A 23,023-nucleotide genomic window follows, 5' to 3' on the forward strand; every position below is an offset into this window, starting at 1 on the left:
GAGACTTTCGTGTCCACTATTGCCCGGTGGTGCCATGCACACCGGCTTTCGGTTGTGCTGCTGTGGCTGGGTCTGATCGTCGGCCTGGGGGCTGGGGCGATGAGCGCCGGTGCCGCGTACACCAACAGCACCAATATGCCGAACACCGAGTCCAGCACTGCGCTCGACCTGATGAGCGAGGGCTCTGCCGGGGCGTCCGGGGACAGCGGCACGATCGTCTGGCAGACCGACAAGGGCAGTGTCACCGCTTCGTCGGTCGAGCAGCCGATGGAAAAGGCCCTTGCCCAGATCGCTGACGCGCCGGGTGTGGCGTCGGTGGCCAGCCCTTACAGCGAGCGGGGTGCTGCGCAGATCAGTGAGGACGGGCACACCGCGTACGCGACGGTGACCTTCGACAAGGGCGGCGCCGACCTGCCCGAGGACCAGGTCGAGCACGTCCAGGATTTGGCGTCGCAGGCCCGTACCGGCTCGCTGGATGTGGAGTTCGGCGGGGTGGCGTTCGGGACCGGTGTGTCGGTGTCGGAACTGAGCGAGATCATCGGCGTCGGGGCGGCGCTCGTGGTGCTGCTGCTGATGTTCCGCTCGGTGTGGGCGGCGGCGCTGCCGATCCTGACCGGCGTCGCGGGTGTGGGCACGGCCCTGTTCGCGACGATCCTGCTCAGCCACGTCGTCACGCTGCCGGACACGACGCCGACCATGGGCGCGCTGATCGGCCTGGGCGTGGGCATCGACTACGCCCTGTTTATCGTGTACCGGCACCGGCGGGGCCTGATGGCGGGCATGAGCGTGGCCGAGGCGTCGGCGAAGGCGCTGAACACCTCGGGGCGTGCGGTGGTCTTCGCCGGCCTGACCGTGGTTGTCGCTCTGCTCGGCATGCTGACGCTCGGCGTCGGCATTCTCAGCGGGATGGCCCTGGGCGCTGCCATGACCGTGGTCCTCACCGTCCTGGCGGCCGTCACCCTGCTCCCCGCCATCCTGGGCCTGCTCGGTCACCGGGTGCTCGGCCGGCGTCAGCGCCGTGAGGTGGCGGCGGGCCGGTTCACCGTGCCGGGTGAACCGAAGGGACGCTGGGCTCGCTGGGCCACCGGGGTCCAGCGCCGTCCGAAGGCCATGGTCGCGGTCTCGGTCGTGGTGATGGCGGCTATGGCGCTGCCTGGCCTGTCGATCCGGCTCGGCGCGGCGGACGCCGGGAACGACCCGACCTCCTCCAGCAGCCGCCAGGCGTATGACATGCTCGCCGACGGTTTCGGCCCTGGCTTCAATGGTCCGCTGGTGCTGGCCGCCCAGGCGCCTGACGCGCAGGCGCAGGTACAGCTTGCTGATCTGGTCGGCGAACTGAAGACCGTCGACGGGGTGGCCTCGGTCACCGCGGTGCCCATGCAGCCGGGCCAGGACGTCGGGGTGATCACGGTGCTCCCGGACAGCTCTCCCCAGTCCGAGCAGACCACCGCTCTCATCAACCATCTGCGCGACGACGTGATCCCGGCTGCGGAGCAGGGCAGCGACCTGCAGGTCTACGTCGGCGGTGTGACCGCGAGCAACGCGGACTTCGCCTCCACCCTCACATCCAAGATCCCGTTGTTCCTCGGTCTGATCGTGATCCTGGGCTTCGTCCTGCTGACCTTGGCCTTCCGCAGTCTGCTGATCCCGGCGTTCGGCGCGGTGATGAACCTGCTCACCATGGGCGCGGCGTTCGGCGCGATCGTGCTGGTCTTCCAGCACGGCTTCGGCGCGTCCCTCCTCGGTGCCGGATCGGCGGGACCGATCGAGGCGGTGGTGCCGGTACTCATCGTGGGCGTGATGTTCGGCCTGTCCATGGACTACCAGGTGTTCCTGGTCAGCCGGATGCACGAGGAGTGGTCCCACACCAGGGACAACCGACGCTCGGTTCGCATCGGGCAGGCCGACACCGCGCTGGTCATCGCGGTGGCCGCCACGATCATGTTCTGCGTGTTCGCCGCCTTCGCGGGCGGCGGGATGCGACTGATCGCCGAGTTCGGCGTGGGCCTGGCCGTCGCGGTCCTGCTGGACGCGTTCGTGGTCCGCATGATGCTCGTTCCGGCCCTGATGCACCTGACCGGCACGGCGAACTGGTGGCTGCCCCGCTGGCTGGACCGCCGACTGCCGCACGTGTCCGTGGAGGGTGACAGCAGCAGCGACCACACCGGCCCGCCCGCACCCCAGGCCACGCTCGAGAAGGAAGACGCCGCGGCGAGGTGGTAACACCTGACAGCGGCACGACCTGACGGGACTGCGGTGCGCAGGAGAGAACAGCACACTCTCCGGCGCACCGCAGACGTCTGCGCGCAGCGTCCCATGACGCCGGTCGCGCCCCCATGTCGACCCGGGAGAGAGACTGCTGACATGCCGCGTACCGAATGGCTCCACCACCCCACTGGACCCGACGCGGGCCGCGCGGCGTCGTCGACCGCCCGACGGCAGGACCTGGCGCTCGCGACGCTGATCGTCCTCATGCAGGTGATCGCGGCCTCGCTGGTGGACAACACCTGGCAGGCCCCGCACCCGGTCCGGGTCGTGCTGATCCTGCTCAGTGCGGTCCTCCTGCTGCGGCGGCACCGGCAGCCGCTGCCCGTGGCCGTACTCACGGTCCTCACCGACAGCGCCATGCTGATCCTCCCGCCCCACCAGTCCTGGCTGCCCATGGCCGGCCTGGTCGCCCTGTACACGCTGGCCACCCACCGCGAACGCCGCCTCTCCTTCAGCGTGGGCGCAGCCGCCGGCCTGTGGCTGACCACGGCGTCCGTGCTGGCACGGCCCGGCGAGTTCCTGGGCGCCCTGGTCTACTTCGACTACGCGATCGTCGCCGTCGCGGTCGGAGACTCCGTCCGCAACCGGCGCGCCTACCTCGCCCAAGCCCAGCAACGCGCTACGGAGGCCGAACGCACCCGGGAGGAGGAGGCCGAGCGCCGGGTCCGCGAGGAACGCATCCGCATCGCCCGGGAACTCCACGACGTGGTCGCCCACCACATCACCCTGGTCAACGCCCAGGCAGGTGTCGCCCGCCACCTCATGCACCGCCACCCCGACAAGGCGTACGAGGCGCTGAGCCACATCACCGAGACCAGCGCCGCGGCCCTGGACGAACTGCGCTCGACCGTCTCGCTGCTGCGCCGCGCGGACGACCCGCCACCGTCCTTGCAGCCCGCTCCCACCTTCGACCAGTTGGACGCGCTCCTCGACAGCTTCCGCCACAGCGGCCTCCATGTCCGCTTCCACCGGGAGGGCACACCACGCCCTCTGGCCGCATCGGCCGATCTCGCCGCCTACCGCATCGTCCAGGAGAGCCTGACGAACGCGCAGAAACACGGCAGCGAGCCCACCGCCGACGTCCGCCTCACCTACACCGACCAAACCTTGTGGATCAGCGTCACCAACCCGGCCCGACCCGGACAGCACGGCGCAGGAACAGGCCACGGCCTCATCGGCATGCGGGAGCGTGCAGATGCCGCCCACGGCACCCTCACCACCGCCCTGCGCCCCGACAAAACCTTCCATGTCCAGGCCACCCTGCCCCTGCACCCCGCGAAGAACGACGAACCAGCCCAGCCCGCAAAGGACGACCAGCTGTGACCCTGCGCATCCTCCTCGCCGACGACCAGGCCCTCCTGCGCGGCACCTTCCGGCTCCTGATCGACGCCGAAGAGGACATGGAAGTCGTCGGTGAAGCCGGAACCGGCCGCGAAGCGGTCGAACTCGCCCGCAGCAAGCGCGCCGACATCATCGTGATGGACATCCGCATGCCCGAGATGGACGGCCTGGAGGCCACCCGCATCATCGGCGCGGACGAGGACTTCGCCGGAGTGAAGATCCTCATCCTCACCACCTTCGAGGAGGACCAGTACGTCGCCCAGGCCCTGCGCGCCGGAGCCAGCGGCTTTCTCGGCAAGGGCATCGACCCGGCCGACCTGCTGAAGGCGATCCGCACCATCGCCGCCGGCGAAGCACTCCTGTCCCCGACCGCGACCAAGGCCCTCATCGCCCGCTACCTCACCCAGCCGACTGCCGCCGCCACGGAACACCTGCCCACCCGCCTGGCCGCCCTGACCCCCAGAGAACGCGAGGTCATGGCCCTGATCGCCACCGGGCTGACCAACAACGAGATCGCCGAACACCTCTTCATCACCCCGTTCACCGTCAAAACCCACGCCAACCGGGCCATGGCCAAACTCGGAGCCCGCGACCGCGCCCAACTCGTCGTCATCGCCTACCAGAGCGGCATCGCACAGATCGGCCCCTCCTAACGGCCCCCGACCGCACGTGATCTGCAATCGGGCTGACGAGCCCTGGCACCCAGCTACGCCCTAGCTGTGCTGTTCCGGGACGTTGGTGACACGCGTGCTGGGTGCTTGAACGGGTGAGGGCCTTCTGGGTTCGGTGTGGATTGCGACATCTACGCCCGACCGCCGGTCGATGCCCAAGCGGCGAGGGAAGGCTCACGAGAAATCCAGCGGCGAGCTCTTTGGAATGGTTCATTCTCTTCTGGTGACAGACAAGTCACTCAAGGGCGGTGGGTGGTGGTCGGTCTTTCATCCGCATGGCGACGTAGCTGGCGCGGTCTGTGGCGGAGTGCTGGTGCCAGCGGTGGGCCGTGGCGTCGCTGGTGCCGATGAGGTCGGCGAGCAGCTTCCAGTGCACGCTGCTGACCAGGGAGAGCCAGGCGCCGTTGCGGGCGAGGCGGGTGGCGGGGATGCCGTGGCGGATGAGTCGCTCGCTCAGGGCGTTCGCGGTGAGGTGACGGCCGGGGCGCATGCCGGGGAAGAGGTAGGGGGTCGCGCGTGCGCGAGCGATGACGGTCGGTGGTGTGCGGTCGCGGTGTTCCCGAGACGGGCACGGTAGGCGGCGAGCATGATCTGCCCGTCCACCGGGCGCAGCCGCTGCACCGCGTCCCGGGTCTCCAGGAAGGCGTACTCGGACAGCTCCTCGCGCGGCAGACGGATCGCCTCCACCTGGTCGGGGGAGAGGGTTCCCCCGTCGAAGACGAACCGGACCTCGCCAGGGCAGGGCGTGCCGAGCCGAAGGTCGGGGTGGTGCGGGGAGAAGGAGTGGACGGCGAGCACGGCCGAGAGGGGCAGATCCAGGCCCAGTTCCTCGGAGATCTCGCGACGGCAGGTGACGTGTGGATGTTCACCGGCTTCGACGACGCCTCCGGGCAGCAGCCACGAGCCGTCCTTGCGATAGGTGGGGTGCACCAGCAGCACCCTGCCCACCTCGTCAGTGATGATCGCGGCGGCGCCGAGCCACGCCGCGTGCCGGGATGCGGCGTACTGCGCTGCGGGCAGGGCCGCACGCGGTGGGACGTGGTCCGAAGGGGGGACGGGGGAGGGCACGTGGCTCTGCCTTCCGGGACGGTGGGCGGGCGAGTGGGCAGCGACGAACGGCTGGGGGGATCAGGGGGTGTCGCCGCTCATCCGGCGCTGCAGCTCCCACAGGGTCCGGAAGAGACCTGGCTGCTGGGTGAGTTGGGCGTAGGTGCCTTCCTGGACGATCCGCCCTTCGTCCAGGACCACGATCCGGTCGGCGACGGCCACGTTGGTGAGCCGATGCGTGATCAGCAGGATGGCGCGGTCCTTGGCCAGCTCACGCAGGCCGGTGAAGATCCGGTGCTCGGCGCGGGCGTCGAGCGCGGCCGTGGGTTCGTCCATCACCAGCAGCGCCGCCTGCCGGTGAAACGCGCGCGTGAGGACCAGACGCTGCCACTGCCCGCCGGAGAGCTGCTGCCCGCCGAACCACTCACTGGTCAGCAGGGTGTCCAGCCCGGAGCGCAGGCCCGGCAACATCTCCGCGGCGCCGGAGGCCTCGCATGCGGCAAGCAGCGCTGCGTCGCTGGTGTCGCCCTGCCCGAAGGTGATGTTGTCGCGCATCGTCAGCGGCAGGTACGTGAACTTCTGCGGCACCAGCGCGACGTGCTTCCACGCCCCCCACGGGTCCAGGTCCGCGGTGGAGGCGTGGTCCCAGGCCACGTCGCCCTCGGTGGGCAGCAGCAGCCCGCACAGCAGGCGCGAGAGGGTTGTCTTGCCGGAGCCGTTCTCCCCGACCAGTGCCACGATCTCCCCGCGCCGCACGTGCAGGGAGACGTTGCTCAGGCTGTCCTTCGGGGCACCGTCGTAGCGGTAGGTGACGTCGCGGACTTCGAAGCGCTCCGGGGCCGCGGTCACGGGCGCGGTGCCACGGGAGTCGGTCATGGCCTGGCCGTGGGCGTTGTCGAGGAAGTTCTGCCAGTCCTGCACGTACCAGCCGGTGCGCACCAGGCGTGCCCCGCCGTTGATGATGCCGCGCACCGAGCCGGTGGCGGTCTGGAGGGCGAAGACGGCGCCGCCGCCGGCCGCCAGGCTCATCCGCCCGGAGGCCAGGAGCCACAGCAGCGCCGCCCACACCGCGGCCGAGGCGATCCCGCCGGCCACGGCTCCGGCCAGTCCCATCCGGGCACCGGTGTTCGCGGCTTTTCGTTCGGCGGCGTTGACCGAGGCGGCCAGCTTCCGGTACCGGCCGATGAGGAAGGGGCCGGCCAGGCAGGCGCGCATCTCCTCACTGGACTCCTGATAGGCCATGTGCCAGCGCAGCTTGCCCAGCATCCGGCGCCGCCCGGAGGTCTCCAGCCCGGCAAGGTAGAGCACGCGCGCGGAACGGACGTAGGCGGCGGCTTGCGGCAAGCAGGCGAGGAACAGCAGGGGAAGGAGAAGGGGGTGCAGGACGGTCAGGACGGTGGCGCCGGCCGCGAGCGTGGCGGTGGCCGCGAGGACGTCCTGGGCTTCTTCGACGAGGTCGGGGGTGACCTGGGCGCCGCGGTCGGCGATGTCGTAGGCGTCGTTGTAGCCGGGCTTGTTGTTGGCCGCCAGTTCTGCGCCGAGCGCGGCCTCGATCATCGTCAGCTCCGCCGCCCGGCCGAGCACCGGACGCAGACGGCCGGTCAGCCAGACGACCGTGATGCCCAGCAGCGCGCGCAGGCCGGTGGCGGCGGCGATCACAGCCAGCTGCGGGGCAGCGTCCCACAGCCGCTCGGTGATGTCACCCGAGGAGATCAGCGCGGTGATCGTGCCCGTGACGGCCAGGAGGCCGAGGGCCGCGAGGACGCCGGTCCCGATCTGGCACACCAGCAGACCGATGGTCGCGCCGCGGTCCACGCGCCAGGCCATCTGCACCGAGCGCCGCACCAGCGAGGGCAGGCGCCGCGCCATGGTGCGGGAGGTCAGCAGGGAGCCGGCCTGAAGCCTCGACTCGTCGCGGTAGAGGAATTCCTCCTCTCGAACACCGGCCTCCTGCGGTTCGTCGTCCGGCACGGTCCCCCTTGGCGGCTGCGGCGGCTGGTCCTGCGTGATGGCCGAGGTCATCGTTCCCCCTGGGACGGTCGCTGCGGCTGAGTCGTGAGGTCTAACGACATGGCTGCGATTTCGAACACACGTCATTCGGTCGTGTTGGGGAGCCCGCTATTTCCTGCGTCAGCCGACCCCGCGGGCGTGGGATCTCTGGTCCGGCTTGGAGCGGCTGCGGGCAGGAAATGGCCGAAACGCCGACGCCGCCAGACACCGTGGGAGCACGGCGGGACCATCCCGGTCGTCCCTCCCGGCCTGGATCTGGTTCGGCCTGCAGCAGCCTTTCCAGCTCTGTCCCGGCGTGGCCGGCCGCGCCCGTCAGAGCCTCGTGGTGGTGGGCGGACAGGACGCCCGGTCCCAGTCCCGCCGCGGCGACCACCGCGTCGAGCGCGTCTGTCGCGCGATCGTCCAGGGCGGACGCGGCGACGGGGCGGTGCAGTGCGTCACGTGCCGCGTAGGCATCCAGTCGGGCGACGCTGACAAGGGAGTCGACCAGGCGGGCGGCATGGCGTCCGGTGCCGTCCGGTTCCAGGGCCGACAAGCCCGTCCGGGTCTGAAAGGCGGCGGTCGGCGGATCGGGATGAGCAAGGAGCTGGACGGCTTCATCAAGGATTGGCTGTGTTCACAAGAACGGGTTCCGGCTCAGCTTCTGTGGACCTGTTGCGGAGCGTTACCGGGTGACGGCCACGGTGGCGTGCACCGGAGAGCGATCGTGCAGGCCGGACACATGGCCAGTCGCGTTGAGAAGTACCTCGCCCATCTTGATCGGCTTTCCGGAGGAAGGGAGCCCTGTTTCTTTCCTGTCGAGTCGACCAAGCAGGGGCTGCGGGGCGTGACGGAGATCGTGTACGACAACCTGCCGGACGGGCTTCTCACGGTGCTCACCTACGGCTTGTCGCTGGCAGAACATCCGGATTGGCAGCACGGCTCGCCGGAACTCTGCCTCAGTGTGAACTCGACCAACGTGATCTGGGCTCACGCGGTGGGCTTCCTCGCCGAGCAGCTCCGTGGAACCTGCCCGTTCAGTTACGGCAGCACGATCAACTTCGGTGAGCGCATCGTGCCCGAGTCAGAGATGACGGCATTCTGCGTGTTCGCGCCGCTGGTCCTCGACAGAGACGACTACCTGGGCATCGACGTCGGCGTTCCGGGACACGAGGGCCACGGCGTGATCACCATCCAAGGGATGTACCCCATCCACGAGGTCGAGCGGCAGTTCATCGACGAGCACGGGCTTGAAGCCTTCTGGAAGAGCGACTGGGAGCCCACCGACGTGCTCCGGCGCCCCGCGATCTGATCTGGGTGGGGCAGCGGCCTTCGGATCCTTGGCCTCGGCGGGCTGCTTGACGGTCCGCCAGGCCGTGCCGAGCTGACGCTGGATCGAGCGGTGGCTGTGCCCGGCCTCCAGCGGTGCGTGGACAGCGGCATGCCGGGCCTGGGTGCGGTCGGCGAACCGATGTCCGGTCGGCCGGGGTGAACCGGACGGGCCCTCCTCCGGGGCGGGCTCCGGCTCGGGTTCGGAGGCGGCCGGGACGAGGACACGGAGGCGACGGCGGTGCTGGGCGACGGCCCGTTCGGCGGCTTCGCTCGGGTTGTGCCAGAGGTGCCACCGGTCCGCGACCTGGACGGTCTGCGGGGCGCCGGCGGAGGCGCCTTCGGCGAGGAACGGTGCCCGGTCCCGGCGCACAGGTTGAAAATCAAGCCAAGGGTTGTCCCGTAATTGCTGGTTGCGGTACGGGAATTGCGTCGCTGATGAGTTCGCGGTGCCGGTATCGTCCGCTCTCCCGACTCGCCGCACCAGCGGCCTGCGTAGAGAGCGATGCAGATGACCAACCAGCAAGTAACGACGACCCTGTGGCGCCCCACCGGCCCCAAGGAGCTGGATCTGGTTCGGGAGCTGAACTGGCGTGCCTGGCCGCCCCGGCTGCCCGAGCAGCCGATCTTCTACCCGGTCCTCAACGAGGACTACGCAGTCAGGATCGCGCGGGACTGGAACGCGAAGCACGATGGCGCCGGCTTCGTCACTCGTTTTGAGGTCGAGTCGGAGTTCTTGAGCCGGTATCCCGTCCGGCAGGCCGGTGGGCAGACGATCCTCGAGCTCTGGGTTCCGGCCGAGGAACTGGACGACTTCAACGCCCACATCGTCGGCGAGATTCAGGTCGTCCACGAGTTCCACTGAGGCGGGGCCCTGCTGGCGGGGCATGCTGCGGTGCGATGAATTCCGACGTGGCTGGTGTGATCTCGGTGTCGGAGCCTTCCTGGATGGCCCCGTTCAGCGGGTTGAGCCCGCGCCAGTTCGGCAAATTGATCACCGCGCTCCGGCGGGCGGGTGCGGATCCGGCGCGCAAGGGCCGGCCGTGGAGCCTGCCGCTGAAGGACCGTGTGCTGCTGGTCGCCGCGTACTGGCGGACCAACTTGCCCCTGCGGCAGCCGGCGCCGTTGTTCGGGGTGTCGAAGTCCGCGGCCGACCGCATCATCGACCACCTCGGGCCGTCGCTCGCCCTCCAGCAGCGCAAGCGGTTCCGCAAGGACACCGTGCTGATCGTGGGCGGAACCCTGGTCCCCGCCCGTGACCACCGTGTCGCCGAGCAGTCGAAAAACTACCGGTACGCCACAACCACCAAGTCGTCATCGACGCGGACACCCGGCTGGTCGTCGTGGTCGGCCGCCCGTTGCCCGGCAACCGGAACGACTGCAAGGCATGGGAGCTGTCCGGTGCGAAGGCCGCCGTCGGCAGAACCACAGTGATCACCGACGGCGGCTACCAGGACACCGGACTGACCATCCCGCACCGCCGCAAACCCGGCCAGAGCGAACTCGAGCCGTGGAAAGAGGAACACAACATCTCGCACCGCAAGGTCCGCGCCTGCGTCGAGCACGCCTTCGCCCGGATGAAGACCTGGAAGATCCTCCGCGACTGCCGCCTCAAAGGCGACGGCGTTCACCACGCCATGCTCGGCATCGCCCGCCTGCACAACCTCGCCCTCGCCGGATGACGAAGCAACGAGCAGGTCGGCGAACACGCTGTAGATCATTTACGGGCTAGCGAAGACCTCGCCTTCCACAGCCGCCGACGAGAGCATGGCCGTCGGCCTCGCCCTGTTCGCCACGGCGTGGCACCGGTGGCGGCTGGGCTGACGCCCGTCCTTTCCGGGCCGCCGACCCGGTTGCGGGGGCGGCCCTTCGAGCTGCCGGCCGTTAGTGCCTCGCGGCCGAGCGTGCCCTGATGGTGAGGGCGGCCAGGGCCATCATCAGGGCGCCGAAGAGCGCGGCGCAGGCGTACATCGTGAAGCCGATGTCGGCGTTGCCCGCCGCGAGGAGGGCGCCGCCGATCCACGGGCCGAAGATGGCGCCGAAGCGGCCCATGCCGGAGACCCAGCCGAGGGCGGTGGGGCGGTCCTCGTCGTTGTGGTGGGTGCCGACCGTTGCGTAGACCATGGTCTGGCCGGAGAAAAGCAGCAGCCCGGCGCAGAAGACCACCGCGTACAGGACGCCGACCGGCATCCCGACGCCCATGAGGTAGACGAAGACGGCGGTCAGGACGAACCAGGCGATGACGACCTTGCGCGGGCCGATGCGGTCGGCGGTGCGGCCGGCGATGAGCATGCCGCAGATGCCGCCGACGTTCAGGAACGTCGAGAAGAGCAGCGAGTCGCCGGTCTCGTAACCGAGGTCGACCATGATCTTCGGCAGCCACTGGCCGACTCCGTAGACCAGGAGCAGACCCGCGAAGGAGGTCAGCCAGAAGCACAGGGTGGTGGACCACTGGCCGCCTCGAAACAGATTCTTCAGCGCGTCCAGTTTGTCCCCGCGGTTCGCCTTCGGCTCGGCCAGTTCGGTGCCGTAGGCGGCGGCGAGCAGCTCGGCGTCGGCGCGGCGGCCGCGGGTGAGCAGGTTGGTGGGCGACTCGGGCAGCAGCTTGAAGGCGATCGGGAGCAGGAGCAGCGCGGGCATCGCGGAGGCGATGAAGGCAGTGCGCCAGCCGTGGTCGTCGACCAGCCAGAGAGCGATCAGCGGGGCCAGGGCGCCGCCGGTCTGGTGGGCGGTCATGATGATGCCGGTGGCGAGGGCGCGGCGGCCGCGCGTGGTGAACTCCATGCCGTACGAGATCGCGATCGGCAGCAGCGCGCCGAGGCCGAAGCCGCATACGAAGCGGAAGAAGCCGAACTGGCCCGTGGACTGGGACCAGCCGGTGCCCAGCGTGGCGAGGGTGAAGATCACGACACTGACGAAGACGGTGACGCGGCGGCCGATCCAGTTCGAGGCCATGCCGGACAGGATCGTGCCGAGCAGCATGCCGAAGTTGGCGTAGCTGCCGATCGTGCCGGCGACGTCGGGGGTGAGGCCGAGGCTGTGGCCGCCGAGCATCTTCGGGAGCACGGAGCCGTAGATGAACGTGTCGATGCCGTCGAGGAGGACGAGTGCCCAGCACAGGGTGATGACGGCGGTGCGGCTGCGGCGGGGCGCCGTCCCGGTCGCCTGGGCGAGCGGGGAGGTGGCGGAGGAGGACATCGTTGTTTCCTCTCGTGCGGGACGTCAGGACGGGGCCTGGTCCCTGGCTGCAAGGGCTGTGGGGCCGGTGCGGCTCGCGCGGCCGGTGGGGAGGACGGGCGGAGCATGCCCCCGAGCTGCGGACTCCGCGCGGGGAGTTGTCGGCTCGCTGTGGCGTAGACGTTAAGAAGCCACAGGCATTACGTCAACACTTTTGTTAACAATCTAAGCGACGATTTGGCCCCGGGGCACGGGTGGTAGCCGTTCCCCGGGGCCGAACCGTCAGATCAGATCAGGGCTGCACGGGCGGTGTGCCGTGGGTGTGGAAGGACTCGATGGTCTTCAGGCCCCATGCCTGGCCCTTCTTGCGTTCCTCCTCGGTCCAGGTGATGAGCGGCCAGTCGGGGGCGAGGACGAGGCGGGTGAGCGGGTTGCAGAGCTCGATGCGGTTGCCGCCGGGTTCGTAGACGTAGAGGAAGAACGTCTGCTGGATGGCGTGCTTGTGCGGTCCCGTCTCGATGAAGACGCCGGTGTCGATGGCGAGGTCGGCGGCTCGCAGGATGTCCTCGCGGGTGTCGGTGGCGAAGGCGATGTGGTGCAGGCGGCCCTCGCTGCCGGTCCAGTCGGACGTGTAGACGACGTCGTACGACTTGTCGGTGTACGTCAACCAGCGTGCCGCGATCTTGCCGGAGTCGAGCCGGATCTGCTCGGTGGGGCGGGCGCCGAGGAGCTGTTCCTGCCACTCGGCGTTGGCGAGGACGTCGGCGGCGAGGAAGTTGACGTGGTCCAGGCGGCGGACGCCGACGCCGCGGTTGGGTTTGGCCTGTGGCTGGTTCTTCAGCGCGGGCTTCAGCTCCTCGGGGGCCCGGTAGTGCTCGCTCTCCCAGTACAGGGCGTGCTCGTGGCCGTCGGGGTCGGTGGTGACGTAGAGCCGGCCGAGACCGGGCTCGTCCTCGGTCCACTTGCCCCTGCCGCCCGCCACCTCGATGGCCTCCACCCGGCGCCGGAGCGCCTCATCGCTGGAGGTGCGCAGCGCGAGGCGGCCGAGGCCGGGCTGGTCGCGGGCGGTGAGGACGAGGCTGTGGTGCTCGTAGTCGTCGAAGGTGCGCAGGTAGACGGTGTCGCCGTCCTGCCCGTTGACGGTCAGGCCCAGGAAGTCGGTGAAGAAGGCGACGGAGGCGTCCAGGTCCGGCGTGAACAGCTGGGCGTGGCCGATGTGGGCGATGTCGCCGAGAGGCGGGGTCATGAGTGACCTCCTGTGGGTGGTACGGGGAAGACGGTGCCGTCGAAGATCTTGCGGGCGGTGCGGACGACGGCGGTGCGACGGGCTCTCAGGCCGTCCTCGGGGGTGCGATCGATGCTGCTCTCGATGTCTGTGAAACCACTGGGATGCTCGATGCGCAGCCGATCGCCCTCTTCGGGGAGGGCCGCGATGCCGTGCGCGACGCTTCCCTCGATTCGCAGCCCGGCCGCCACGCTCGCGGCGCCGAGGACGCCTATGGAGGTGTGGACGCGGGCCGGGATGAAGGTACGGGTGGTGACGGCGCCGCCGTGGCGGGGCGGCGAGAGGAGGGTGAGCTTGGGGACGGTGGTTTCGGTGACGTCGCCGAGTCCCATCAGCTTCCCGGCTTCCAACCGGATTTCGTGGAGCCGGGCGGTCAGTTCCCCGTTGGCCTCCAAGTCCTCGGGGGCCTCCTGACCGGTGACCTCGAGGGCCTCGGCCGGGATCAGAACGGTTGGCATGCCGTTGTCGACGCACGTGACCTCGATGCCGGCGACCGTGTCGCGCGCGTTCCCCGTGGGCAGCAACTGCCCCTCCCGCCGGGGGAATTCGATGACCACGGCAGCTGCGCTCCCGGGGACACCGGAGATTTCCGTGTCGCCGCCGTAGTCGACGCGGCCGTCAGGGGTCGGGAACGTCGCCGTGGCGAAGTCACCGGAGTTCACCATGCGGATGCGCACGGATGTCTCGCTGCTGCCTGCTCGTACGAGTCCGCGCTCGACAGCGAACGGGCCGACCCCTGCGAGCAGGTTGCCGCAGTTCTGGCGGTCCGAGACCACTGCTTTGTCCACGGCGACCTGGAGGAAGAGGTAGTCGACATCGGCCTCGGGGTCGGTCGACGGGGACACCACGGCAACCTTGCTCGTGAGGGGGTGGGCGCCGCCGAGACCGTCGATCTGGCGCGGGTCCGGGCTGCCCATGACCCTCAGCAGAAGCTCGTCGCGGGCTGTCTGTTCGGTTGGCAGGTCGTCGGCCAGGAAGTAGGCGCCCTTGGAGGTGCCGCCGCGCATCAGCATGCAGCGGACCCCCGCGGGGCCGGTCACGACTCGACCTCCTCGTAGGTGCGGTACTCCACGCCGAGTTGCTTGAGCTTGTCCCGCAGCCCGTAGCGGTCCAGGCCGAGTTCGCCCTCCAGGAAGGCGGCGCGGGCGGCGGCCTCCTTCCGCTCGCGGGCCTCGGACGCCTCGGCGGTCTCGCGGGCGTGCTCGCGCGGTACGACCACGACGCCGTCGTCGTCGGCGACGATCACGTCACCGGGGCGGATCACCTGGCCGCCGATCACGATCGGTACGTTGACGCTGCCACCGGTCGCCTTGACCGTGCCCTGCGGGCTGACGGCGGCGGACCAGGCGGGGAAGCCCATCGCGCGCAGTTCGGCGGTGTCGCGGATACCGGTGTTCAGGACGACGCCACGCACCCCGCGATGGGCGAGGGCTGTGGCGAACAGCTCGCCGAACAGGCCGTCCGCGCACGGCGAGGTGGTGGTGACGACGAGGATGTCGCCCTCGCCGCACTGCTCGACCGCCGCGTGGATCATGAGGTTGTCGCCGGGCCAGCACAGCACCGTGACGGCGGTGCCCGCGACCCGGACGCCTTGCTGGATCGGGCGCAGACGGGTGCCGAGGAAGCCGGTGCGGCCCATGGCCTCGCCGACGGTGGCCGTTCCGTAGCCGGCGAGCGCCTCGACGGCCTTCGCCTCGGCCTTGGGCGGGCTGGTGACGATGACGCCGGGCATCAGGCGAGCTCCTTCGCGATCTGCGGGTAGGGCCGCATGTACGCCTCGGCCATGGTCTTGTGGGCGAGGCCCAGGTTGGGGCCGGCGTTCCGCTTGAGCTGGACGCCTCGGCGGACGGCGAGATCGGTGTAGTAGTCCCACAGGTGCTGCTGGGCGCCGAGGCACTCCATGGCCTTGCGCTTGGTGTCCCAGACCTCGGTGATGTCGAGGAGGACCTCCGGCTTGAAGCCGCTCATCTCGGGCTGGTGCGGTTCGAAGTAGAAGACGGGCGGGGCGCCGATGATGCCGCCCTCGCCGGGGTAGCCGATGGCCTGGGCGAGGACCCGGGCCTCCAGGGCCATGCGGTTGGCGGCCGGGTGGTCGCCGTTGTACGGGTCCTCGACCGGGTGCGTGAGCACGACGTCCGGCTGCGTCTCCCGGTAGACGGCGACGAGCCGGTCGGTCAGCTCGGGGGTGGCGAGGAGCGGGTAGTCGCCGGCGTCGAAGAAGCGAACCTCGGCGCCGAGCGTCGCGGCGGCGCGCTCGGCCTCCTCGCGGCGGATCGCCTTGATCTCGTCGAGCTTCTTCCCCTCCCGCCACGCCTTCGCCGACTCGCCGCGCTCGCCGAAGGTCAGGCACGCGATGGTGACCTTCTCGCCCCGGGACGCGGCCAGGGCGATGGCGCCGCCCGCCCGCCACACGAAGTCGCCCGCGTGCGCGGTGACGACGAGGGTCGATCGGGGCGGAGTGGCGGCGGGTGCGCCGTTGCCGTGGGTCATGCTGCATCTCCTTGGTGACAGGTGCCGCACCCGCCCCAGGAGCGCGTCTCAATCGGCGCGCAGGGCGTCGATCACGCTGCTGAGGTGGGCGCGAACGGCCGTCTCGGCCGCTTGCGGATCCCTGGCCCTGATCGCTTCGATCAGGGCCAGGTGCTCACTCAGGGACTGCTGCGGACGTCCCGGCCGCAGCGCCAATTGGAAGCGGTGACGCACCAGTTGGGCATTGAGCCGCTCCAGAAGGCCGACGGCCGTGTGCTGGCCGGAGGCGTTCCGGATCAGGCCGTGGAGATCCTGGTTGAGCTCGGAGTAGGTGACTGGATCGCTGTCGGCGACCGCCTTGGACATGGCCTTGCCCAGGCTGGTCAACTCGTCGAGCTGCGCGTCGGTGGCCTCGGTCGCCGCCTTGGCCGCGCACAGCCCTTCGAGCGCCATCCGGCACTCCGTGATCTCCACGGCCTCCTCGACCGTCACCACCCGCACCCGGGAACCGCGGTTGCGGATCCGCTCGACCAGCCCTTCGGCAGTCAGGTCCAGCAGTGCGGCACGCATGCTGGCACGCGTGACGCCGTAGCTCTCGGCGAGCTCGTTCTCCACCAGCCGCTGGGCCGGCGCCATCTCGCCCTGCAGGATCGCCTTCCTGAGCCGCTCCAGCGCGTACTGCTTGGCCTGCTCTCCGGAGCCTGGACGGGCTTCCTTCGGCATCTGCCCTCCCTGAGTGAGTGCCTGTCGACGCTAAATCTAGGGCAACAGAATTGTCAACGATTCTGTTCTCAATTTTGAGGACGGGGCGCGTCACGGCGGATGCGGCAGACGGCGCCCGATTGTCCTCGTCGAGGGTCAGGTCGCCGGCGAAGGAGGGCGGAGTGGCCGTTGCCGTCGTCACCGCCGGCTTGCTGCCCTGCGGTGATCGCACGTCGGTAGCGGCGCAGATGCCGCAGCGTGTTCAGGCCGTCCCCGGCGGTCGGCTCCGGCAGGGAACGGCGGAACGCGCGGCCGATGTGGCGGCGTCGGTGGCTAGCTCTTGTAGCCCGTCACCTTGGCGACCCACTCGATGAAGTCGCCCGGGTCCTCGTTGGTGGCGTGGCCCTTGTCCCAGTAGTACGCGTGGTCGACATCGTCACCGAGGTTGTCCGCGGCCATGGCGAGGTTCGCGGCGACGGTCAGTGCGGTGTCGGTGTCGGACGTGCCGAGCCGGATCCACCAGTGCCTGGAACGGTTCGGGTTGCGCTCTTCGAGGAGGTGGAACATGGGGTTCATCAGCTTCAGCTTCTCGGGGATGTCGCTGTCGACCCGCTTGCTGCCGAGCCCGGTGGTGTCGTTCTTCGCGCTGTAGGCGGTGAAGTGACGGGCCTTGGTGGTGCCCTTGCCGAACTCGTTGTTCTCACCGGAGGACAGGTCGAACGCGTCGAAGGCCGGCTGGGTCTTCTTCCGCTGTGCCACGTGCGCGAGGTAGCCCTCCCAGGTGAAGGTCGCCCGGTTGTTCTTCCACGTGATGAATGTGTTCTTGGCCAGGTATGCCTCGCGTTCGGAAGCCGACAGGGCCGCGAGGTACTTCGTCGCCGACGGCTGCAGGTAGTGCTCCAGGAGGTAGTCGGCGTAGTTGCGGGCGGTGATCTTGCCGAAGCCCGAGCCCTTGAGGCCGCGGAGTTTCAGGCCCGCCTGGTATTCGGCGAACTGCGACTGGAGTTCCTTCGACACGCTCTGGTCGACGGTCTTGCCGGTGGTCTGCGTGGGCAGGGTGCCCCAGTTCCACTCGTAGGCGCCGTCGGCGTGCTCCAGGTCCGTGATCGGGCACCAGGCGCCGGTCGCGAAAATGCTGTCGGAGGCGTCGGCCGCACCGGCCTCCCTGAGGTACGGCTCGTAGATCTTGCTGTCGCCGGAGGCGCCGAGCAGGGCCGAGGAGGCGCCGCCCGCGCTGGTGCCGGTGGACACGATCCGCTCGACGTTGCCCGGGATGCGCCCCCTGTTGGCGCGGATGTAACGCACGGCGGCCTTCAGGTCGACGATCACCGCGGGTGCGGTGCCGTAAAAGCTGCCGGAGGAGTCGGTAAGGCTGCGTCCGCGGGTGCCGGGCTCCACCACGACGTAACCGGCGACCAGGGCCAGCTTCGCGAGGTTCACCATCCCGTTGATGGCGCCCGTGCCACCCGCCATGCCGCCGCCCGTGCCGCCCGACGGCATGCCGCTGGGCATGGGGCCGCCCATGCCGGTCATCTCCAGCTTGGCCTGGCCCACGCCGGTCGCGTCGGCCACGCTGGTAGGCATGTAGGCGCCCACCGCGTTGGCGAGCACGATGGGGGCGTTCGAGGCGTCGACCGCCTTGCCGTCGATCTTGACCGGGACGCTGACGACCAGGCTCTGGTGGCCGGAGTCGTTCGGGTTCGTCACGTAGTCGCGGGCCTTGTAGAAGCGGTACGTCACCGAGTGCTCGGTGCCGGACGCGTCGGCGATCGACTCCGTCTTCTCCGTGAAGTCGTCCTGGTCGAAGACCAGGGAGTCGTTGACCGAGGTCTCCTTGCTGTCGGTGCCGCCCGCGTTCTCCGCCTGTGCGGTCAGAGCGATGCCGCCGATGGCTGCGACCCCCGCGGTCGCACCGAGCCCTATGACTACGCTCCTGCGATTCACTGCCCTGTGCTTCATGATCATCTCCTCGCCGCAGCGGGTTGTCCGCCGTCCGTGGGGGGGTGCTTCACGTCGAGTGTGCGGGATCCAGCTCTTTATTTTCAATGGTTGAAAAATTAGAAGACCGTGAGACCGGGAGTGCTGCGGCGACCAGGCACAATCGAGACGTGAACACCCCCGCTCCCACCGACTCCGCGGCCGTGCGCCGGGCCAACCTCTCCTTGGTCCTGCGGTACGTCGCCGCGCACGGCCCGTGCGCACGCACCGAGGTCGCGGCGGGCACCGGCCTGGTGCACGCCTCGGTGACGGCGCTCGTCGCCGACCTGATCGATCGCGGCCTGGTGGCGGAAGTGGGCGCCGCCTCCTCCGGAGGCCGCGGCCGTCCGCGCCGACTGGTGAGCCTGGTGCCCGGGCGAGTGCGGACCACAGCCGTTCATGTGGCCTGGGGGTACAGCACGGTGATGACGTCCGACCTGGCCGGCGTACCCGGCCGGCCGCGCGAACTACCGAATTCCGGAGGGCCGTTCGGGCCGTTGGAGTTCTTGGCCGATGACATCGCCTCCGCCGTCGACGCCGTCGGTCCCCCGGAGCCAGGAGTCCATCATGGCCGTCTGGTGATCGCTCTGTCCGGACCGGTCACCGAAAGGACTCAGGACGCGCCGAGCCCTGCGCGCAGTGCCTCGCGCCTTGCCCGGCTTGTGGCCGACCGGCTGCCCGGACTGCCGTGCCCCGTCGACGTGGTCAACGACGCCAAGGCCGCGGCCTTGGCCGAGTACCACGCCCTCGCCTTGCGGGGTGGCACCGTGGCGTATGTGAAGTCGGACGCGGGAGTGGCCGGTGCGCTGATCGTCAACGGCCGTGTCTTTCACGGCAGTCACGGTCTGGCCGGGGAGCTCGGGCACATCCCGGTCTCCCTCGACGGGCCGGTCTGCCGGTGCGGCGCGATTGGCTGCCTGACCACGTACGTCAGCACCCGCGCGGTCCTGGAGGAGGCCGGCCTCGGCAGTTCGGCTTCGCCTCACCACACCAGCGCCGCCCTCACCGAACTCGACCACCGCCTGCGTGCAGGGGAGCCGAGCGCTCTGGCCGCACTGAACCGCGCCGGGCACGCCCTGGGCGCCGCACTCCAGTCGCTCACCGGAGTGACCGACCCTGATCATGTCGTCCTGGGAGGCCGACTCGCCGACTGGCTGCCCTGGTTGAGGCCCGGCATCGACGCCCGCCTCGCCCCGCGCCGGGGCGCCTTCCCAGCCTTTTCCCCTGCCGTCACGCCCGGGACCCTCGGTGCCGACGCGGCCCTCCATGGTGCGCTCGCCGCCGGACGCGAACACATCCTCGCCGACCCGGCCGCCGTTCCGAAGGGATCCTGACGTCGGCCGCGCGGGTGCTGTGGCCGGCGATGGCTCAGGACCTGCCTTTGGTCGCCGTACGCTGTGCGCCGACGCGAGCGAAGACGGTGAGGTCGCGGTCGGCCGCGTCGTACGTGCCCTCGGTGAGGCCCTCGTCCGTCTTGTCGTAGGCGGACGTGGACGTGATGTCCGCGTAATTGAAGGCGGGCTCCGGGGTGTCGAAGTTCGGCGCGGTGTGGATCCGCACTGGCCCAGGCCATCAGCCCTGACCTCGGGCGGCCGATGACCCCCGGCCGGCACCGTGGACTTCGTCATCGCCACCACACCAGCCGCATCACTGGACCTCCGCGTGATGCCGGCCGGGACCGCAGAAGGCTCAGCCGTGAGCCGTGCTGCCCCGTTGTCGGCACGGGCATGTCCGCGGAACCGCCGAGGCGGACGGTCACGGGGGTCAAAAGCCCCGGAAGGTCACCTTCTTGCGTGTCGTGAAGCCGAGGCGCTCGTACGGCGCGATGACGCCGGTGTTCGTCTCGGCGACGTGCAGGAGAGGACGCTCGCCGCGCGCCAGGATGCGTGCGGCGAGCGCACGTACCAAGCGGGTGGCGTGGTCTTGGCCCGTGCCTCGGGGGCGGTGCAGACGGCGCTGATCTCCGTCCATCCCGGGGGCCGCAGGCGTTCCCCGGCCATCGCCACGAGGACGCCGTCGACCCTGACACCCGGGTAGGTGCCGAGTTCCTGGGTACGGGACCAGGACGGCCCCGGCTCGGTCCGGGTGACGAGGTCGAGCATCTCGTGTACGTCGTCCTTGCCCAGTACGACCATGTCGCTGTCGGGCTCGGCGCCGCGCCGGTCGGGAAGGGGGCCGCCGGACCAGATCAACTGACGGCCCGCCAGGCTGAAGACGGGCTCCCGGTCCGGCGGCGGGCCGGCCGGACAGCTGAACATGTCGGCGAAGGCACCCGGACCGAGCAACGCGGCGAGGTCGGCCCAGTCCCGCGCCCCCGGCTGGACGGGCACGGCGGAGAAGGTCGCCACGTCGGCGCAGCAGGTGGCGGCTCCACCCAGCCGTCGGGCGAGGTGCGCGTGCGGGCCGCCGAGCGATTTCCCCACCGGATCGTCGAGTACCGAGTCGTCGATCATCATCCCTGCAGTCCCACATCCGTGGCGGACGTAGTGCCCGATCGATGTCACCTGCCGCGGGCGCCCCCGGTTCCGCGGTCGAAAAGTTTCGCGTCCCTGTACCCGACCGGGTGGCGTTGCTTTCATGTGACCGCTGTCGCCGGAGCAGGCTCACGTACATGCGAGGAGTGTCCACGTGCTTTCCACCGGGGTCGGGGTTCCGCAGTGGCTCTCCTTCGCTACGGGGCGTGCGGTGCTCGACCCGGTGACGGGCGCGCCGGTGCAGTTCCTGGACGACCGGGCCCCGGTGCGGCGGTTTCTGCTCGACCAGGCCGCCGCGCCCTGGCACTCGGTGGAGCACCAGTGGGGGTCCGGGTACCTGATGACGGACAGGGGAGCGGCCCGCTGGCTCGCGCCGTCGGGCCTGCGGGTGGTGGGCGACGCCGTGGAGGCGGTGCACGCACCGCTGCCCGGGGTCCGGGTGGAGGTGCGGCGGTGCGTGGACGGGGACGTGCTGCGTGAGCGCTACACGGTCCTCAACGGCGCCGACGAGCCGCTCGCCGTCACCGGCCTCGGCATCCAGACGCCCTTCGCCGACTGGTACCGGGACGCGCGAACCTCCCTGGAGGAGGCGGTGCATGCTCACGTCTTCACCGGGGGCACGTGGGCGTGGGTGCTGGCCCAGCCGATGTCCGGCGAGGGGCGCTGCCTGGGGCTGATCGTGCGGGAGGGGGCCGTGCGGGCGTACTCGGTGGAGTCCCGCAACCAGGCGTCGCTGTCCGACGTCCGCGGTCATCTGGTCCTCCAGGTCACCGACCACGCCCGCAACCCGGACGCGTTCGGCGGGCAGCCGGTGCTGCGCCTGGCGCCGGGGGAGTCGACGTCGGTGGTCTGGGAGCTGGGCTGGTACGCGTCGGCAGACGAGTTCACCGCCGCCACTCGGCCGCCGGCCGCCTTCTCCGCGTACGCCGCCGAGCTCGGGACCCCGATCGTGGTCGAGGCGGCGTCGGTGAGCAGCCCGGACCCGGAGGTGAAGGTGGAGCGGGAGGCGGACGGCCGGTACCGCATCGAGGCGTCCGCGCACGGCACCCGCACCCTGGACATCGGTGAGGGCGCCCGTACCGAGGTCCTCTTCCACCTCCCGCTGGAGGAGGTCGTCCGCCGCCGCGTCGCCTACATCGTCCGCCACCAGCGGGCCACGGAACGTCCCGGCCTGCTCGCCCACGCCTTCGTCCCCGTGGACACCAGGACCGGACTGACCATCGGCACCAACGGCTGGCCGGACTGGTCCGACGGCTCCGAGCGGATCGCCATGCCGCTGCTGCTGCAGGCCGCCACGGCCCGCGGTCTCGCCGACCCGGAGCAGACCGGCCCCCTACTGGAGGGCTGGTCCCGCTTCGCCGTACGCCACCTCCTCGACGACACCGACGCCCCGCGCCGCGGCTCGCAGACCCGACACCTCGAACCGCGGCTGTACGACATGCCCTGGCTGGCCCGCTTCTTCCTCGACCGGCACCGGGCGCACGGCCGGGAAGAGGACCTGGAGCGCGCCGCCCGCATCGTCGAGCGCCGCTTCGACCTGGGCGGCGCCACCCACCTGTCCATCGACGACTCCCCGACCACGACCGCCCTCTGCGACGCCCTCGACGCCGCCGGCCGGAGCGCCCGCGCCGGACGGCTGCGCGACCTGCTGGTCGACAGCGCCCGCCGGTTCGCGCGCATGGGACGGCAGCTGCCCGCCCACGAGGTCAGCTACGAGCAGGCGATCGTCGCCCCGCTGCTGGACCTCCTCAGCGACGCCCACGCCCTGACCGGCGACGCCGTCTTCCACGACGCGATCGAGGAACGGCTGCCCTGGCTGTTGGCCTTCGGCGGCCCCCAGCCCCACGCACGCCTGCACGGCATCGCCATCCGCCACTGGGACGGCTACTGGTTCGGCCGGAACCGGCTCTGGGGCGACGTCTTCCCGCACTACTGGAGCACCCTGACCGCCACGACCCTGCTGCGCCTCCCGGCCACCCTGCGCACCCCCGACACCGACCGCCTCGCCGAGACGATCTTCCGCGCCAACATGGCCAACTACCACGAGGACGGCTCGGCCACCTGCGCCTTCGTCATGCCCTCCACCGTCGACGGCCGCCCCGCCCACATCGCCGACCCCCTCGCCAACGACCAGGACTGGCACCTGGCCCTGTGGCTGCGCCACCACGACGCCCGATAATGTCCACGATAATGCTAGTCATATTGTTAACAATCTTGTAGCGTGCGTCACGCCTTGACCCCGAGGCATCCGCGAAGCACCTGGTGCTCGATGAGGGGAGACCCATGCAGAGGTT

The 23,023-nt window shown here is 70.1% G+C and carries 18 protein-coding genes and 2 pseudogenes; 8 read left to right on the forward strand and 12 right to left on the reverse strand.

What is annotated here, in order from left to right; all coding sequences use genetic code 11:
- Positions 1-9: 9 nt before the first annotated feature.
- The 3 genes from ACSU6Z_RS24455 to ACSU6Z_RS24465 all read left to right on the forward strand — a co-directional run bounded on the left by ACSU6Z_RS24455 (position 10) and on the right by ACSU6Z_RS24465 (position 4,262).
- Entirely contained in the window at positions 10-2,223 is a 2,214-nt protein-coding gene (locus ACSU6Z_RS24455; RefSeq protein ID WP_437048757.1) for an MMPL family transporter, read from the forward strand.
- A 141-nt stretch (positions 2,224-2,364) separates the two neighbouring features.
- Positions 2,365-3,591 (forward strand): sensor histidine kinase, encoded by a 1,227-nt coding sequence (locus tag ACSU6Z_RS24460; RefSeq protein WP_437014719.1) that lies wholly within the window; start codon positions 2,365-2,367, stop codon positions 3,589-3,591.
- A complete protein-coding gene (locus ACSU6Z_RS24465) occupies positions 3,588-4,262 on the forward strand; it encodes a response regulator (protein ID WP_437048759.1) in 675 nt (224 codons plus the stop codon). Before ACSU6Z_RS24460 ends, ACSU6Z_RS24465 begins: the two co-directional genes overlap by 4 nt.
- A gap of 253 nt (positions 4,263-4,515) precedes the next feature.
- Here ACSU6Z_RS24465 and ACSU6Z_RS24470 read toward each other — a convergent pair whose 3' ends face one another.
- The 3 genes from ACSU6Z_RS24470 to ACSU6Z_RS24480 are packed head-to-tail and all read right to left on the reverse strand — an operon-like array spanning position 4,516 to position 7,349.
- A complete protein-coding gene (locus ACSU6Z_RS24470; RefSeq protein WP_437048761.1) occupies positions 4,516-4,770 on the reverse strand; it encodes a hypothetical protein in 255 nt (84 codons plus the stop codon).
- On the reverse strand, positions 4,734-5,348 hold the full coding sequence (locus ACSU6Z_RS24475) for an NUDIX domain-containing protein (protein WP_437048763.1): 615 nt from the start codon (positions 5,346-5,348) through the stop codon (positions 4,734-4,736). The genes ACSU6Z_RS24470 and ACSU6Z_RS24475 overlap by 37 nt, the downstream gene beginning before the upstream one ends.
- A 60-nt stretch (positions 5,349-5,408) precedes the next feature.
- Positions 5,409-7,349, reverse strand: coding sequence for an ATP-binding cassette domain-containing protein (locus ACSU6Z_RS24480; RefSeq protein WP_437048765.1), 1,941 nt, complete (start codon positions 7,347-7,349; stop codon positions 5,409-5,411).
- Between the two features lie 316 nt (positions 7,350-7,665).
- On the opposite strand from ACSU6Z_RS24480, the gene ACSU6Z_RS24485 reads away from it, so the two are divergent.
- The 3 genes and pseudogenes from ACSU6Z_RS24485 to ACSU6Z_RS24495 all read left to right on the forward strand — a co-directional run bounded on the left by ACSU6Z_RS24485 (position 7,666) and on the right by ACSU6Z_RS24495 (position 10,327).
- The gene (locus tag ACSU6Z_RS24485; RefSeq protein ID WP_437048767.1) at positions 7,666-8,628 is read left to right on the forward strand and encodes a hypothetical protein; all 963 of its coding nucleotides are present in this window, start codon (positions 7,666-7,668) and stop codon (positions 8,626-8,628) included.
- A 522-nt stretch (positions 8,629-9,150) separates the two neighbouring features.
- Positions 9,151-9,510, forward strand: coding sequence for a hypothetical protein (locus tag ACSU6Z_RS24490; protein ID WP_437048769.1), 360 nt, complete (start codon positions 9,151-9,153; stop codon positions 9,508-9,510).
- A gap of 47 nt (positions 9,511-9,557) precedes the next feature.
- A pseudogene (locus ACSU6Z_RS24495) lies at positions 9,558-10,327 on the forward strand (transposase).
- 202 nt (positions 10,328-10,529) lie between these two features.
- Here the strand turns inward: ACSU6Z_RS24495 and ACSU6Z_RS24500 are convergent.
- The 7 genes from ACSU6Z_RS24500 to ACSU6Z_RS24530 all read right to left on the reverse strand — a co-directional run bounded on the left by ACSU6Z_RS24500 (position 10,530) and on the right by ACSU6Z_RS24530 (position 18,237).
- The gene (locus ACSU6Z_RS24500) at positions 10,530-11,843 is read right to left on the reverse strand and encodes an MFS transporter (RefSeq protein WP_437048771.1); all 1,314 of its coding nucleotides are present in this window, start codon (positions 11,841-11,843) and stop codon (positions 10,530-10,532) included.
- 271 nt (positions 11,844-12,114) lie between these two features.
- Positions 12,115-13,068, reverse strand: coding sequence for a catechol 2,3-dioxygenase (locus tag ACSU6Z_RS24505; protein ID WP_437048773.1), 954 nt, complete (start codon positions 13,066-13,068; stop codon positions 12,115-12,117).
- On the reverse strand, positions 13,065-14,147 hold the full coding sequence (locus tag ACSU6Z_RS24510) for a 4-oxalomesaconate tautomerase (protein ID WP_437048775.1): 1,083 nt from the start codon (positions 14,145-14,147) through the stop codon (positions 13,065-13,067). The genes ACSU6Z_RS24505 and ACSU6Z_RS24510 overlap by 4 nt, the downstream gene beginning before the upstream one ends.
- Positions 14,144-14,839, reverse strand: a complete 696-nt coding sequence (locus ACSU6Z_RS24515; RefSeq protein ID WP_437048777.1) for a 4-carboxy-4-hydroxy-2-oxoadipate aldolase/oxaloacetate decarboxylase — start codon at positions 14,837-14,839, stop codon at positions 14,144-14,146. The genes ACSU6Z_RS24510 and ACSU6Z_RS24515 overlap by 4 nt, the downstream gene beginning before the upstream one ends.
- A complete protein-coding gene (locus tag ACSU6Z_RS24520; RefSeq protein ID WP_344605165.1) occupies positions 14,839-15,597 on the reverse strand; it encodes a PIG-L deacetylase family protein in 759 nt (252 codons plus the stop codon). Before ACSU6Z_RS24520 ends, ACSU6Z_RS24515 begins: the two co-directional genes overlap by 1 nt.
- A gap of 48 nt (positions 15,598-15,645) precedes the next feature.
- A complete protein-coding gene (locus ACSU6Z_RS24525; protein ID WP_437048779.1) occupies positions 15,646-16,299 on the reverse strand; it encodes a GntR family transcriptional regulator in 654 nt (217 codons plus the stop codon).
- A gap of 312 nt (positions 16,300-16,611) precedes the next feature.
- Positions 16,612-18,237 carry a subtype B tannase gene (locus ACSU6Z_RS24530; protein WP_437048780.1) on the reverse strand — a complete coding sequence of 542 codons (1,626 nt, stop codon included), beginning with the start codon at positions 18,235-18,237 and terminating at the stop codon, positions 16,612-16,614.
- 149 nt (positions 18,238-18,386) lie between these two features.
- Here ACSU6Z_RS24530 and ACSU6Z_RS24535 point away from each other — a divergent pair, with 149 nt between their 5' ends.
- Entirely contained in the window at positions 18,387-19,589 is a 1,203-nt protein-coding gene (locus ACSU6Z_RS24535) for an ROK family transcriptional regulator (protein ID WP_437048782.1), read from the forward strand.
- A gap of 34 nt (positions 19,590-19,623) precedes the next feature.
- On the opposite strand, the gene ACSU6Z_RS24540 is transcribed toward ACSU6Z_RS24535, so the two are convergent.
- Positions 19,624-19,815, reverse strand: coding sequence for a hypothetical protein (locus ACSU6Z_RS24540; protein ID WP_437048784.1), 192 nt, complete (start codon positions 19,813-19,815; stop codon positions 19,624-19,626).
- Between the two features lie 204 nt (positions 19,816-20,019).
- Positions 20,020-20,711: pseudogene (locus tag ACSU6Z_RS24545) on the reverse strand (GNAT family N-acetyltransferase).
- A 172-nt stretch (positions 20,712-20,883) separates the two neighbouring features.
- Here ACSU6Z_RS24545 and ACSU6Z_RS24550 point away from each other — a divergent pair.
- A complete protein-coding gene (locus ACSU6Z_RS24550; RefSeq protein ID WP_437048785.1) occupies positions 20,884-22,908 on the forward strand; it encodes a hypothetical protein in 2,025 nt (674 codons plus the stop codon).
- Positions 22,909-23,023 lie beyond the last annotated feature (115 nt).

This window comes from Streptomyces sp. enrichment culture, assembly GCF_964273145.1.
In the GTDB taxonomy this organism is placed as follows: domain Bacteria; phylum Actinomycetota; class Actinomycetes; order Streptomycetales; family Streptomycetaceae; genus Streptomyces.